Raw genomic sequence first — 14,205 nt, forward strand, 5'->3', positions numbered from 1 at the left:
CGGACCAGGCGGGCGACCAGCCCGGCCGGCAGGACCAACAGCACGTAGACCAGTGCGGCCAGTACTACCCCGCACGCACGTACCAGGAGTTTCATGGGGTCCCGGCTTTCGTAGACGGTCGCGTTCGTCAGTCGAGCGGGACGTGGTCCCGCCAGTCGCATTCCTCGGTCCACACCGGCTGGGCGTTCTTGTCCAGCAGGAAGGAGCCGAGGGCGAGCAGGTCGATATCGGTGCGCATGAAGCACCGGTACGCGTCCTCGGGCGCGGCGACGATGGGCTCGCCCCGCACGTTGAACGAGGTGTTCACCAGCACCGCACAGCCGGTACGGGCCTTGAAGTCGGACAGCAGCCGGTGCAGAGCGGGGTCGCCCTCGCGGGTGACGGTCTGGATCCGGGCGGAGAAGTCCACATGCGTGACGGCGGGGATCGTCGAGCGTTCCACGCGCAGCAGGTCCAGCCCGCGGATGCCGTCCGACTCCGGCACGGCCCGCCGCTGCCGTGGGGCGACCGGCGCGACCAGCAGCATGTACGGGCTCGGCTGGCGAAGATCGAAGTAGTGGTCCGCGTCCTCGGCGCGTACGACGGGCGCGAACGGCCTGAAGGACTCGCGGAACTTGATCTTCTGATTCATCATCGACTGCATCGCCGGGTTCCGCGCGTCGCCCAGGATCGACCGGCCGCCCAGCGCGCGCGGACCGAACTCCATCCGCCCCTGGAACCAGCCGACCACCTTGCCATCGGCGAGTGCGGCCGCTACCCGACGGGACAGGTCCCGCGTACCCAGCCGCACGTAGGGGAGCTGATGGGCGTCCAGGTACTCTCCGATCCGGTTGTCGTCGTACCCCGGACCCAGCCGCGCACCTTGCATGGCGTCGGCCCCGTGGCTGACGTGGTCGCGTCCTGGACGCCGGGCCAGCAGTGCGGCGCCGAGCGCGCCGCCCGCGTCTCCGGCCGCGGGCTGCACCCAGACCTCGTCCACCGCTCCGCTGTCCAGGAGGTGGCCGTTGGCCACGCAGTTCAGCGCCACGCCACCGGCCAGGCACAGCTTCGACTCCCCGGTCAGCTCGCGCGCGGTGGCCGTGAGCCTGTACATGACCTCCTCGGTGACCTTCTGGACGGACGCGGCGAGGTCGAACTCGCGCTCGGTCAGCGGACCCTCGGGTTGCCGCCGGGGTCCGTCGAACAACTCCTCGAACCTGCGCCCGGTCATCACCCGGCCGTACAGGAACTCGAAGCAGCGAGTGTTCAGCCGGAACGAGCCGTCAGGTTTGACGTCGATCAGCCGCTCGCGGATCAGCGGCGCATACGTCGGCCTGCCGTACGGAGCCAAGCCCATCAGCTTGTACTCCGCAGAGTCGACCTTGAACCCGCAGAAGTCGGTGAAGGCGGAGTACAACAGGCCGAGCGAGTGGGGGAAGCGCAACTCGGCCACCGGCTCGACGCGGTTCCCGGCACCCCGCCAGATCGACGTGGTCGTCCACTCCCCCACCCCGTCCACGCACAGCACGGCCGCAGAATCGTACGGACTGGGGATGAACGCCGACGCCGCGTGCGACTCGTGGTGCCCGAAGCACTCCACTGGCGGCACCGCGCCCAGATCCAGCTCCCTCAACCGCTCCCGCACGGTGGCCGGCATCCGCAGCTTCCAGCTCATCCACTGCGGGAACACCCGGCGGAAAGAGGTCCAGCCGCGGGGGGCCACTCCAGCGTACGTCCACAATACTCGATGGAACTTGCGCACCGGGTCCTCGTAGTAGGCGACTGTGCTCAGATCGCTGAGCGCGGCTCCGGCCTCCTCAAGGCAGTAGCGGACGGCCCGGGTGGGGAAGGACGGCTCGTGGCGACGTCTGGTGAATCGTTCCTCCTGAGCAGCGGCCACGATATTTTCCCCGACGAGCGCCGCGGCGCTGTCGTGGTAATAGGCGGAGATGCCGAGGACTGGGGCAATCACGCGAACTCCTTCTCAGCCTGGAAGTATCGCGTGCGCGCGTGCCCCACGGCAGCGATGGCCTGCCATGGCCCGCACGCTCCACCGCCGTCCACTCGTTCCCACCAAGATCAGCACAGGTTTCGATCCTCGTTCTCGTCCACTTCTAGAACATCGGATAGATCGACCGGTCATCGGAGCGCTTCCTGTGCCGGCGTCGACGCCGGAGGAAAGCGAAGATCCTCCGGCGGAACCGTTTGCGAGGCATCGAACCGACCTCCTCAGCACCCGTCCGTGCGGGACGCTCCTGCCTGGTGCCCAGGCCGCCCCGGTGGCTCGCATGTTCACCGCACCACCGATGAAATCGTAGGTTGGGGGAAAGCATCTGCACAGGCCGTATCAGGCCTGGCGTAGGCGGCCCAGGTTCTCCGGACCGGTTCTGAGACGCAGGTGGCGGCTGAACCGCACCAGGCAGACCTGACAGGCAGGCCCGACAGGGCGGATGGGCCGTGCAGTTCGGCATGTCGACCTTCATCACGCCACCAGGGCATCCGTCCCGCCGCGCTCGCCCGCACTACGGCTGACGTGGCGGGGTCGAACGGGCCCTACCCCGAACCCCACGCCTCACTTGGCAAAAGACAAAGAGGCCCCCACAGGCTCACCCTTGCTGCCACCGAGCGCCACGGCGGGAACTCGCTTGTCCCGCAAATCTCGGCTGCGGCTCGGTACGTGACTCCTGCCGGGGCGCGGCACTGGCTCACAGGGATATACGTGTTCAACGCTTGCACGCTCTGCTTGGTTCTGTCTGCGTTCGATGCTGGGACTGCGGGGAACCCGGAGAAGTAGCCCACCACCTGAGCCCGCCTTTTCTCCGCTCCTGCGGAGAGAAGAGACAAGCGGTGGGTGCTTGCACCGGCCGACGGGAGGAGTTCGTTGGAGAGTGGCGCGTACGTCGCCCGGCACAGCAATCGGTGCGGGCGGCTCCGTAGCCTCGTAGCCTCTCCTTTCCCCGTTCAGGACACCGGCCGCCCCGGGTGGTCTGCCGTGTACCTCCCTGCGGCCGAGGCATCAGCGCTCTCACAGGGAAGAGAAACGAGGATCCAATGAATCGGGATGAGACTGTCACTGCCACACCGGAGCGCAGGGCACGGCCGCCGATCAACAGAATGGACAGCGGCGAGGCTGCCCCTTCAGCCGACCCGGTGGGCAAGGTGCGTATGCATATCCCTGCCCGGGTGCCCCGGGACGAAGCCACAGCGCCGTCCGCTGAGCAGACCCCAGAATGGAATGTCGTGCGCGGCGAAGACTGAGACAGACGTCGATGGGCGCTGCGGCTCTGCTCCGGCAGTTGGCCGCCTGGGCCAGAGTTCACCAGCCGAGCAGCCGGCCTGCGCCAGGAACACGGTGAGTTCCTGGCTGCGGCCGCGCGTTCTGACATGCCGCCTCCTGGCGTGCGGCGGCGCGGTGGCGGCCCGCCCTGGGTTTCTCACCGGAACGCGTCAAGAGGTTCGGTGCAACATGCTCTGCTCTGCCGATGTCCTTCGGCACCGCGATTCCCGCCAACTGCGAGGCGGTGCCCGAGGGAGCAGCAGGACCCGCACAGCATGGAGCGGTGCAGCTGTCGTCCAGCCGACCGCACCGTCCGTTGCAGTGAGAGGGCACTTGCCATCAGGGCCCACCGAGGGCCAAGGCGATGGCCGTCACTTCGCGCGTTCACAAGCGTTCAACGCATTCACGGATTGAACGGGCTCGCCTAGTTCGGTGCGGACATCCTAGGGCACCAGAATCATCGGAACAGCTGAGACCGTAATCGAGAAGCGTATTCACGGGGCTCCTCGCCGGCGCGGCCACTCCTTCGACAAAACACTCACGGCCGTCAACACGTGCACGTCTGGACCTCTTTTCTGGCAGGTTCGGCATCGACTCCCCGAGTAGTTGATGAAAGGACGCTGTCCGCCACACGCGACGCAAGTCGTTCTGTGCCCCTTGACATTCGACTGTACTAAACCCATGGCGTGGGCCACTAGCGTGCCCAATGAAGGAGAAAGGCATGACCACCAAGCAGAACACGTTGATACAGGTTCAGAACATTGTCGCCGTCCTAGCCGAGAGGCCCGTCGAAAGTATCCACCCGGAACACAGGCTTCTGGAGGATCTCGATCTCGACTCCCTCCAGATCACGGAACTGGCACAGCAGCTACAAAATGCGCTGGGCAAGCCGATCGATGACGAATTGCTCAACGCAGACGGCACAACCATCTCCCGATGCGTGGAAATCGCACAGACCGCGTGACGTAAGCCACCGCCCGGTCTCCGGATCTGGCAAGTCAAAGTCCAGGCGATGTGCCGACACCTGCCCGGCACGCCGGCACGCAGCACGTGAGCGGCCCACCTAGCCCGGGGCACCAGACCGCACCAAGACAAGAAGGATCAACGAGCATGAACGCAACGTCAATATTCCCGGCAGAGGCCGGCAACCTCGTCGACATTCGTACCTGCTCCGAGATAGCCCTGGAAATCCTCCTCACCACCACACCTGCTGCCTGTCCCCGTGCGGGAGAGCGACGGCTGCCGACCGGGCCGGTCCCCGCATGCGGGACATGCGGTGGGCATGACGCGGAACGCTCATGACCGCTGAACAGGAACAGTGCTCGCCGTCGTCGCCGGGGACCGCCCGGGACACCGATCGGCGGGACACCGGCACGGGGCTGGCTCATGGGAAGGTCATCCTGCTGGGAGAGCACGCCGCGGTCTACGGGGCTCCGGCCGTGGCGCTGCCCGTGCCCCGGCTGGGGTGCCGGGCCCGCGTCGCCCGCCGTGACCGGGGCGGATGCGGAGTGCTGGGATTTCGCCTGGTGGCTGCCCCACCCGGCGTGCCGGCAGGCCTGACGGGTCCGCTGCCGCACACCGCGGAAAGCCCGGTCCCCGAGGGGGTGGTGACACTCACCGAAGCCGTCCTGAGGCAGACAGGACTGCCGGTCCTGCCCGGGGTGGACGTGCATCTGGAGAGCGGCGTGCCGCTCGCACGGGGCCTCGGCTCCAGCGCGGCCTCCGCCCGCGCCCTCACCCTCGCGCTGGACGACCTCTTCGGGCTGGAGCTGAGCGCGGACACCGTCTTCCGCTACATACAGCTGTCCGAGACCGCAGCGCATGGCCAAGCCAGCGGCATTGACGCGTGGACCACAGGCAGCAGCGGGCCCGTACTGCTGGCAGAAGGGCGGATCAGCGTCCCGCCGGTGTGCGCTGACTCCTGGCTCGTCGTGGTGGACAGCGGGAGCGGCGCATCCACCAAGGAAGCCGTCGGCATGCTGCGGCAGAGGTTCTCGCGAGATCCCGCTCGCCGTAAGTCTTTCCTCGACCGCTCCGCCGCACTCACCCGCCAGGCCCTGCTGGACCTGGAGCGGGGCCACCTGGAATCACTGGGCCGCAGGCTCACGGACTGCCACGCGCTGCTCGCCGGCCTGAAGTTGACCACCCAGTGCACCGATCACCTGGTGGAAGCCGCGCTGAGGGCCGGCGCGCTCGGCGCGAAGATGACCGGCGGAGGACTCGGCGGCTGCGTGATCGCCCTGACAACCACCGAACACGCAGCCGACGCACTGGCCGCCCATTTCGTCCGCGAACACTCCCTGCGCTCCTGGACGGCCCCTCTGCCGAGAGGAGAGGGACATGTTCGGTCCTGACGGCGCGATCGCCGTGGCCCACCCCAACATCGCACTGGTCAAGTACTGGGGAAAACGCGATGAGCGCCTCATCCTTCCGTGCGCCGACAGCCTGTCACTGACCCTGGATCTCTTCCCCACCACCACCGAGGTCCGCCTCAGCCCTCGCGCCACGAAGGACCTGGTGATCGTCGACGGGGCCGTTGCCGAGGGCGAGATGCTGCGGCGGATCACCAACTTCCTGGACCTCGTACGAGAGCGGTCCGGGAAGGCCGAGCGCGCCGCGGTGGAAACCCGTAACACTGTGCCGGTCGGCGCCGGGCTGGCCTCATCCGCCAGCGGATTCGCGGCCCTCGCCCTCGCCGCGGCCTGCGCCTTCGGCCTGCCCCTTGAGCCCCGATCGCTGTCCAGGTTGGCCCGCAGAGGCTCCGGGTCCGCCGCACGCTCCCTCTTCGGGGGTTTCGTCCTCTGGCATGCGGGTGCGCCCAACGCCACCGATCCCGACCTCGCCTCCTACGCCGAGCCCCTCGTGAACGCCACTCTGGACCTCGCGCTGGTCGTCGTCCTGGTGGAGACCGGACCCAAGCCGGTCTCCAGCCGCGAGGCCATGCGAAGGACGGTGACGACCTCCCCGCACTTCCAGGACTGGCTCGCGACAACCCGTACCGACCTCAACGTGATGCGCCAGGCACTGGAGACCGACGACCTGGCTACCGTCGGCGAGATCGCCGAGCGCAACGCCCTCGGCATGCACCAGACCATGGAGAGCGCGGTGCCGCCCGTCCGATACCTGACCCCCGCCTCGCACCGGGTGCTCGAGGAGGTGCGCCGCATGCGGAAGGCAGGCTTGCCGGCCTGGGCAACGATGGACGCCGGCCCCAACGTCAAAGTGTTGTGCGGCGGAGCCGACGCCGAGCGTGTGGCCGTCGCACTGCGCGAGTGGTCCGGCTGCTCGGCGGTCGTGGCCCGCAGTGGGCCCGGGGCAACGCTGCAAACGGAGGCCTGCTGATGCCCCAGACGGTGACGCACACGGCCCCGGGCAAGCTCTTCATCGCGGGGGAATACGCCGTACTGAAGCCGGGGCAGCCAGCGATCGTGGTGGCTGTGGATCGCTTCATCACGGTCTCCGCCTCTACGCCCCTGGACGGGGAGGTGGAGCTGGCCACCGATCTCCTGCCTCGCGAGGTGCGGCTGCTCCGCGGCCGCACGGGTTTGCGGCCACTGGATGTGGCGGATACCCCGCACCTGGGTGGGGCCCTGTCCCATCTGGTCTCCGTCGTGGAGGTGGTCGACGAACTGCGCGCGCAGCTCGCGCTGCCGCCTGCACCTGTGCGGCTGACCGTCCGCAGCGGTCTGCACGAACAGGGCGTCAAGATCGGGTTGGGCTCCAGTGGTGCGGTGACGGTCGCGGCCGTGACTGCCCTGACGGAGTTCTGCGGCGTACCGATGTCGCCGGAGTTGCGCTTCCGCGTGGCCCTGCTGGCGAGTATCCGCCGGGATGCGGGTCCCTCGGGTGCGGACCTGGCAGCCAGCACATGGGGCGGCTGGATCGTCTACCAGGCCCCGGATCGCGCACGCCTGTTGCAGAGCCTGAGAAGCAGCGGCCCGGCACAGACACTGCAGGCCAGGTGGCCCGGGTTTTCCGTACGGTCATTGCCGCCGCCGGACGCCCTGTCGTTGCACACGGGCTGGAGCGGCACTCCCGCCTCCACCTCCGCGCGCGTCAGCCAACTCACCCCCACAGCGTGGTGGGGCAGCGCGGCCTTCCACCGGTTTCTCGCACGCAGCGAGAGCTGCGTGACAACAGCGACGCACGCGCTCGATCGAGGCGACCCCGAGGCTCTTCTCGCCGCCATCCACGACGCACGCCACATCCTGGCCGGCCTCGACCAGGACACCCAGCTCGGCATCTTCACCCCGCAGCTCACCCAGCTGTGCACAGCAGCCGAGGCCTTTGGCGGCGCAGGCAAACCGTCGGGCGCCGGCGGCGGCGACTGCGGCATCGCCCTGCTGCCCCACACGGCCCCCGCCCACGCCCTGCGAACGCGCTGGGCAGCAGCCGGGATCACCGCCCTGCCACTGCACGTCACCGACCCCCTGAACCCCGCCGATAGCCCCATCTCGCGCCCTCCCCTCATCTCCGACCGAGGACGATCGCAATGAGCGGATCACGCAAGGACGACCATGTACGCCTCGCCGCCGCCCAGCACGAACACGTAGGGAAAAACGGCGCCGCTCCTGTCCCCATGGCCGGGGTACACAGTCAGTTCGACGAGGTGAACTTCCTTCACCATGCTCTGGCAGGCACCGACCGCGAAAGGGTCCTGCTGCGCACCCAGTTCGGTGGACTGGACTGGCCGGTACCGCTCTACATCAACGCGATGACCGGCGGCAGCACAAGAACCGGGGAGATCAACCGCGACCTCGCGATCGCCGCACACGAGACCGGAGTGCCGATCGCCTCCGGATCCATGAGCCCCTACCTGAAGAACCCGTCCACAGCCGACACCTTCACCCCCTTACGGCACCACAACCCACAGGGCTTCGTGATGGCGAACGTCAACACCACCGCCACCGCGGAGCAAGCCCGCCGAGCCGTCGCCCTGCTGGACGCCAACGCGCTACAGATCCACCTCAACACCGTGCAGGAAACCGTCATGCCCGAAGGTGACCGCTCCTTTGGCACCTGGCCCGCCGCCATCGAGCACATCGTCACAGCAGTCGACGTCCCGGTCATCGTCAAAGAGGTCGGGTTCGGTCTCAGCGGCCACACCGTCTCCCACTTGGCCGACCTCGGCGTGCACATCGCCGACGTGGCCGGGCGCGGAGGAACCAACTTCGCCCGGATCGAGAACGGCCGCCGCCCACACGCCGACTACGCCTACCTGGAGAGCTGGGGGCTGAGCACCCCCGCGGCCCTTCTCGACGCACGCAACCACGGGCTGCCGCTCCTGGCTTCCGGGGGCGTCCGTCACCCGCTCGACGTCGCCAGGGCGCTCGCATTGGGGGCCCACGCCGTCGGGGCTTCCGGGATCTTCCTCACGACCCTCCTCAACGGCGGCGTGAGCGCCCTCATCGAAAAGATCAGCACCTGGCTGGACCACCTCACCGCCCTCATGACGCTCCTCGGCGCCCACACCCCGGCAGACCTGAGCCACTGCGACGTGCTGGTGACCGGATCCCTGCGCGAGTTTTGCGCGCTGCGCGACATCGACACACCCGCCCCCCAGAAGGGCCTCTGATGACCGACCACCCCACCCCAACAAAATCCACCCCGCGAGGCGAGCCGGCCTCCGCGCACGTTCCCCAACGCTGGGTCGGACCACTGCGCATCTCGGGCAACGTAGCCACCACCGAGGTCGAAGTGCCGCTCGCCACCTACGAGTCCCCCCTCTGGTCGTCCGTGGGCCGCGGCGCACTGATCTCCCGGAGGGTCGAGGGGGGTATCACAGCCACGCTCGTGGACGAGCGCATGACCCGCTCCGTCCTCGTCGAAGCCGACAGCGCGGAAGCTGCCCACATCGCCGCACGAGCCGTACACGAGCGCATCGACGAACTGCGTGACATCACCCGCAGCACCAGCCGCTTCGCCGAACTCCTGGCTGTGCGGGAGGAGATCGTCGGCCCGCTGCTCTATCTGCGCTTCGAATTCTCCACCGGGGACGCAGCCGGTCACAACATGGCGACCCTTGCGGCCGATGCCCTGCTCGGCCACCTTCTCGCCCATGTACCGGGCATCAGTTACGGCTCCATCTCCGCCAACTACTGCACCGACAAGAAAGCCACGGCCATCAACGGCATCCTGGGCCGGGGCAAAAACGTGATCGCGGAAATTCGCGTCCCTGAACAGCTCGTCGCCGAACGCCTGCACACCACGGCCGCCCGGATCGTGAAACTCAACATCAACAAAAACCTGGTGGGCACGCTCCTGGCCGGAGGCATTCGCTCCGCCAACGCCCACTACGCGAACATGTTGCTCGCCTTCTACCTCGCGACCGGCCAAGATGCCGCGAACATCGTGGAGGGATCGCAAGGCGTCACCCTCGCCCAGGACTGCGACGGCGATCTCTACTTCTCCTGCACGCTGCCCAACCTCATCGTCGGCACGGTCGGCAACGGAAAAGGCCTCGACTTCGTCGACCAGGCCCTCACCGCGCTCGGCTGCCGCGACGATCGTCCGGTCGGAGACAACGCACGCCGTCTCGCCGTTCTCGCCGCCGCCACCGTGCTGTGCGGCGAACTGTCGCTGCTGGCGGCTCAGACCAATCCCGGTGAACTGATGAAAGCCCACAACCGACTCGAACGCAGCAACGGAGATCACCATGTCCGCTGACCCCACCGTCGGTATCCACGATCTATCCTTCAGCACCGGCGGCCTCGTGCTCACCCACGCCGAACTCAGCAAGCACACCGGCGCCAGCGTGGCCAAATACCACAGGGGCATCGGCCAGAAGGAAATGAGCGTGCCCACAGCCGACGAAGACATCGTCACCATGGCCGCCGACGCAGCAGCACCGATCATCGAACGTCACGGCGCCGACCGCATCCGCACGGTCCTCTTCGCCACTGAATCGTCCATCGACCAATCAAAGGCCGCAGGCGTCTACGTCCACTCGCTGCTCGACTTTCCTTCGCAAGTGCGGGTCGTTGAACTCAAGCAAGCCTGCTACGGGGCAACCGCAGCACTCCAATTCGCGTCCGCACTGGTCCACCGTGATCCGGCACAGCAGGTCCTCGTCCTGGCCAGTGACGTGGCCCGCTACGACCTCGACACTCCGGGAGAAGCCACCCAAGGGGCCGCCGCAGCAGCCATGCTGGTGTCAGCCGACCCTGCCCTCGTAGAGATCAACAGTCCATCGGGCCTGTACACCCAGGACGTCATGGACTTCTGGCGCCCCAACTACCGCTCCACCGCGCTCGTTGACGGAAAGAAGTCGCTGGCCGCCTACCTGGCGGCAGTCGACGGCGCATGGCGCGACTACCAGGACCACGACGGCCTCCCGATCGAGAAGATCCACACGGTCTGTTATCACCAGCCCTTCACCCGGATGGCGTTCAAGGCACACCAGCACCTGCTGAGCCAAGCCGGAGTGCAGGCCGATGCCGCCGCCGTCGAGCATGCCATCGCCCCTACCACTCGCTACAACGAGGTCGTCGGCAACAGCTACACCGCGTCCCTCTACCTCGCACTGGGAGCTCTCTTGGAGGGAGACGGAGAACTTGCCGGTGAAACACTGGGTTTTTTCAGCTACGGGTCAGGAAGTGTCGCCGAGTTCTTCACCGGACAGGTCGCCACCAACTATCAAGCCGGCCTGCGTACGGCCACCCATCGCGATGCAATCTCCCGACGTCGGCCAATCGACTACAGCACCTACCGCGAACTACGCACCCGCCCCCTGCACACGGACGGTGGTCACCACGTGCTGCCTCACCACACCCAAGGGCGCTACCGGCTCGCGGGAATCCAGGAACACCAGCGCATATACGAGATAGCCCGCAACCCGTCGTGACCCCACGGGCACGACCACTGGCCGACGCCATCTGTACTACGGGGACGCCGCTTGCGTGAAGATGGCCGTCGCAGGTGTTCTGACTAGTGGGTGTCTGGGAAGTCCCGTTCAGGGCAGGGCTCTGGTTGCGCGGTGGAGCAACGTCGCTCGATCATCCACCGGTGTGGAACCACGGCGAACACGGCCTCGCGTGGCTTCCCCGCGCCCTGAGCCAGCAGTACCGCGGCGCCGTCCCGGTCGCTGACGTTCGCCGGGCTGACGCAGACCGCCCGTTCACCGGCGTCCGCCTCGGCCTGGTGGATTCCAGCCGCGCAGGGCCTCCGGATGCCCGCCGAGATCGACGGACAGCTTCTCGATCTGCGGTGCGATTCATCTGCGCCGCCCGCCCAGGCAACTCCAGAGAGTACGTCTGGGAGCAGCCATGGTCACAGGTCCTCCCATGAGGTGATGTCTTCCTCTATCGGGCTGCCTTGTCAGGACTGTTGGGCCAGGAGGGGGGCGTACTCGTCCATGTCCTTACGCACCTCGCCGCGTCCCGCAGAGGGGAGCTGAACGATTATTTCTGTGATACCGAGTTCGGCGAATCGCTCCGCCTCAGGCAGGCCGGGCCTTGGGCCGGGCGCCAGGTGCGGGCTCGGAAGAAAGGGGACGACGAACAGGTCTGCGGGGTCCCGGCCTGCGGCCCGCCATTGGGTTTTCAGACGCACGAGAGCGTCCTCGAATACGGAGGTGTCGAGTACCGGCGCCAGCCATCCGTCACCGTATGAGCAAATGTGTTGGAAGAGCCGTGTGGTGGCAGCTCCTTGTCCGCCCACCAGGATCCGGGGCCCACCCGGCCTGGCCGGCTTGGGGTGGCATCGGCTTGGCTGGACCCGTGCGAAGATCCCCTGGTGCCCGACGGGTTCTGACGCCCACAGGGCTCGCATCACCGCGACATGGTCGCGGGCCACTTCGCGTCGGTCAGCGAAGTCCACGCCGTGGTCGGCGGCTTCCTCACGGTTCCAGCCGAACCCGATCCCCAACGTGAAACGCTGGTTGGACAGCAGGTCCAACGTCGCGATCTGCTTTGCGAGAATGATCGGATCATGCTGTGCGACCAGACAGATCGCAGTTCCCAGACGCAGCCGTTCGGTCACGGTGGCTGCTGCCGTGAGGGCGACGAAGGGGTCGAGGAGCCGGCTATACGGCTCTGGACAAGGACCGCCGAGGGGGTATGGTGTGGCCCCGCTCGCAGGGATGTGTGTGTGCTCGGAAAGGTAGAGGGCGGAAAATCCGTACTCCTCCAAGTCGTGTGCGAGATCTGCGGGACCGACAGTCTGGTCGGTCATGAGAAGTGTGGCGCTGACCTGCATCGGTGTCCTTCCTGCCTTCCTGATTTATTTGCCGGGCTGGCGGTTGGGGACGGGGAGCCTGTCGAGGACGGTTGCTCATGGTCGAGGTCGGTATGGTCCCGCGCCGGTTCTCTCGCGGCATCGCGGAGCAGCCGGGGCTCACGTGCATAGCCGGGCTCTCATGTGCATAGCGGGGCGCGCTCACGCGGCCCGCCTCAAGACCAGTGGCCGCTCGTCGCAGATTCGCGCGCCGGTCCGGGCTCGGAAGCCACCGGTGGTCGTTGAGCGCAAATGGATCGTCCGGGACGCCGCTGCCCGCCATGTCCTTGGACGGGGACAAGCAGCCGCCAGGGCCGTGGGGGCCCACACCCATGCGATGCCCGCAAAGGAGACGGCTGTATCCGTTGACTTCGGACCCTCCGCATTCATGGGAGTCGCGGTACCAGGGTCGCGGAGGTCGGGCCATCGGGGCGGATAGTGATGCCGTACACCGTCCCCGTGGGGGTGGCGTGGAAGGTCGGGGTGTAGGCAGGCAGTAGATGTTCGAGCATGGTGGTCGATTCACGGAGCGCGAATTGCATGCCGAGGCAGGCACGAGGGCCTATACCGAAGGGGAAGTAGGCGCCGGGGTGGGCGGGTCGGACGCTCGGAGTGATGAAGCGCAGGGGGTCGAAGTGCTCTGGGTCGGGCCACAGTTCGGGATTGCGGTGCGTCAAGTACGGACAGACCAGGATGTCCGTACCCGCCTCGATGGTGTAGCCACCAAGAGTGTCGTCCTCGGCGGCATGGCGTGGTAGGGCCCAGGCGGCCGGGTAGAGCCGGAGCGTCTCGTTGACCAGAGCCCGGATAGCTTGACGGCGCTGCTCCGGGCCTTCGCCGCAGGCGGTGAGAGCGTGTTCGCGGGCGTCAGGGTGGCGATCGAGGAGCAGGTAGAGCCAGGTCAGGGTGGAGGCAGTGGTCTCGTGCCCGGCTACGAGCAGCGTGACCAGCTCGTCGCGGATCAGCCGGTGAGTGTACTCCTCCTGCTCGGCGGCGGCGTCGAGCAGGACGTGCAGCAGGCCGGGGCCGTCGGGGCCGACCGCCCCACTGCGGGCGGCTTCGATGGTGCGTCCGGCGACCGCGTCGATTCGGGCGAGATCGGCGGCAATGGCGCCCTGGGGATCGGTTGCATCAGCGGGCAGGGTCGGAAGGGCTGCTGCCGCGGTGGCCACGGCAGCCAGTTCGCGCTCGGTTCCGTCATCGAGGGGGTATCCGGTAAGGGAGCGCCAGATGGTGTCCAGGGCGAAGCGGCGCATCTCCTGCCCGACATCGAGGGTCTGCCCGGTGCGGGCGTATCCGTCCCAGCGTCCGGCGGTGGTACGGGCAGCCCCGGTTATCCGGTGTTCGTAGCGGCGCATCCCGGTACCGGTGAACTGAGACTGCAGTATGCGGCGCTGCCGCTTCCATGCCGCACCGGTGGCGACCATGACGCCGTCGCCGATCAGCGCACGGGCGCGGTGGGAGTGCTTGACATACCGCTCCGAGTGCCGGGCCAGCACATGCTGGACCACCTGCGGATCGGTGACGAGAACGGTGGGGGTCGACCCGAGGCGGAAGGCGGCGATGCCGCCGAACCGCTCGCGCACCTGCGACAGCAACTCGACCAGTTCGCCTCCCTCCGAGCGCCACCGCTCCACGAGTTCAGGCTCTGCTTCGGGGACTGGACGCCCCGTTGAGGGAACATACTGAAGGGAACCGAGATTGGCTTCAGTATCCATGCTGGATCTCCTCGAAAG

Annotated in this window: 10 protein-coding genes; 7 read left to right on the top strand and 3 right to left on the bottom strand. The window is 67.4% G+C overall.

Annotated elements, in window-relative coordinates; genetic code table 11:
* Positions 1–127: 127 nt before the first annotated feature.
* Positions 128–1,951: a carbamoyltransferase family protein gene (locus ACZ516_RS07465; RefSeq protein WP_469009021.1), complete on the bottom strand. Its 1,824-nt coding sequence runs from the start codon at positions 1,949–1,951 to the stop codon at positions 128–130.
* A 2,026-nt stretch (positions 1,952–3,977) separates the two neighbouring features.
* On the opposite strand from ACZ516_RS07465, the gene ACZ516_RS07470 reads away from it, so the two are divergent.
* The 7 genes from ACZ516_RS07470 (at position 3,978) to ACZ516_RS07500 (ending at position 11,099) form a co-directional block, all read left to right on the top strand.
* Positions 3,978–4,220 (top strand): phosphopantetheine-binding protein, encoded by a 243-nt coding sequence (locus ACZ516_RS07470; protein WP_468748852.1) that lies wholly within the window; start codon positions 3,978–3,980, stop codon positions 4,218–4,220.
* 334 nt (positions 4,221–4,554) lie between these two features.
* Positions 4,555–5,610, top strand: coding sequence for a mevalonate kinase (mvk, locus tag ACZ516_RS07475; protein WP_468748853.1), 1,056 nt, complete (start codon positions 4,555–4,557; stop codon positions 5,608–5,610).
* The gene (mvaD, locus tag ACZ516_RS07480) at positions 5,597–6,598 is read left to right on the top strand and encodes a diphosphomevalonate decarboxylase (protein WP_469009023.1); all 1,002 of its coding nucleotides are present in this window, start codon (positions 5,597–5,599) and stop codon (positions 6,596–6,598) included. Before mvk ends, mvaD begins: the two co-directional genes overlap by 14 nt.
* Positions 6,598–7,752: a phosphomevalonate kinase gene (locus tag ACZ516_RS07485; RefSeq protein WP_468748855.1), complete on the top strand. Its 1,155-nt coding sequence runs from the start codon at positions 6,598–6,600 to the stop codon at positions 7,750–7,752. Before mvaD ends, ACZ516_RS07485 begins: the two co-directional genes overlap by 1 nt.
* The gene (gene fni, locus ACZ516_RS07490; protein WP_468748856.1) at positions 7,749–8,831 is read left to right on the top strand and encodes a type 2 isopentenyl-diphosphate Delta-isomerase; all 1,083 of its coding nucleotides are present in this window, start codon (positions 7,749–7,751) and stop codon (positions 8,829–8,831) included. The genes ACZ516_RS07485 and fni overlap by 4 nt, the downstream gene beginning before the upstream one ends.
* Entirely contained in the window at positions 8,831–9,922 is a 1,092-nt protein-coding gene (locus ACZ516_RS07495) for a hydroxymethylglutaryl-CoA reductase (protein ID WP_468748857.1), read from the top strand. The genes fni and ACZ516_RS07495 overlap by 1 nt, the downstream gene beginning before the upstream one ends.
* The gene (locus ACZ516_RS07500) at positions 9,912–11,099 is read left to right on the top strand and encodes a hydroxymethylglutaryl-CoA synthase (protein ID WP_468748858.1); all 1,188 of its coding nucleotides are present in this window, start codon (positions 9,912–9,914) and stop codon (positions 11,097–11,099) included. Before ACZ516_RS07495 ends, ACZ516_RS07500 begins: the two co-directional genes overlap by 11 nt.
* Positions 11,100–11,572: 473 nt before the next feature.
* On the opposite strand, the gene ACZ516_RS07505 is transcribed toward ACZ516_RS07500, so the two are convergent.
* Both ACZ516_RS07505 and ACZ516_RS07510 read right to left on the bottom strand, forming a co-directional pair.
* Positions 11,573–12,451, bottom strand: coding sequence for an LLM class F420-dependent oxidoreductase (locus ACZ516_RS07505; protein ID WP_468748859.1), 879 nt, complete (start codon positions 12,449–12,451; stop codon positions 11,573–11,575).
* Positions 12,452–12,855: 404 nt separating this feature from the next.
* The gene (locus ACZ516_RS07510) at positions 12,856–14,187 is read right to left on the bottom strand and encodes a cytochrome P450 (RefSeq protein ID WP_468748860.1); all 1,332 of its coding nucleotides are present in this window, start codon (positions 14,185–14,187) and stop codon (positions 12,856–12,858) included.
* Positions 14,188–14,205: the final 18 nt, after the last annotated feature.

It is taken from the genome of Streptomyces sp. NPDC034037 (assembly GCF_055575715.1).

What these genes read in the sequence shown, in the direction of transcription:
- ACZ516_RS07470 (WP_468748852.1), top strand. Translation starts at nt 3,978, where the DNA reads ATGACCACCAAGCAGAACACGTTGATACAGGTTCAGAACATTGTCGCC.
- mvk (WP_468748853.1), top strand. Translation starts at nt 4,555, where the DNA reads ATGACCGCTGAACAGGAACAGTGCTCGCCGTCGTCGCCGGGGACCGCC.
- mvaD (WP_469009023.1), top strand. Translation starts at nt 5,597, where the DNA reads ATGTTCGGTCCTGACGGCGCGATCGCCGTGGCCCACCCCAACATCGCA.
- ACZ516_RS07485 (WP_468748855.1), top strand. Translation starts at nt 6,598, where the DNA reads ATGCCCCAGACGGTGACGCACACGGCCCCGGGCAAGCTCTTCATCGCG.
- fni (WP_468748856.1), top strand. Translation starts at nt 7,749, where the DNA reads ATGAGCGGATCACGCAAGGACGACCATGTACGCCTCGCCGCCGCCCAG.
- ACZ516_RS07495 (WP_468748857.1), top strand. Translation starts at nt 8,831, where the DNA reads ATGACCGACCACCCCACCCCAACAAAATCCACCCCGCGAGGCGAGCCG.
- ACZ516_RS07500 (WP_468748858.1), top strand. Translation starts at nt 9,912, where the DNA reads ATGTCCGCTGACCCCACCGTCGGTATCCACGATCTATCCTTCAGCACC.
- ACZ516_RS07505 (WP_468748859.1), bottom strand. Translation starts at nt 12,451, where the DNA reads ATGCAGGTCAGCGCCACACTTCTCATGACCGACCAGACTGTCGGTCCC.
- ACZ516_RS07510 (WP_468748860.1), bottom strand. Translation starts at nt 14,187, where the DNA reads ATGGATACTGAAGCCAATCTCGGTTCCCTTCAGTATGTTCCCTCAACG.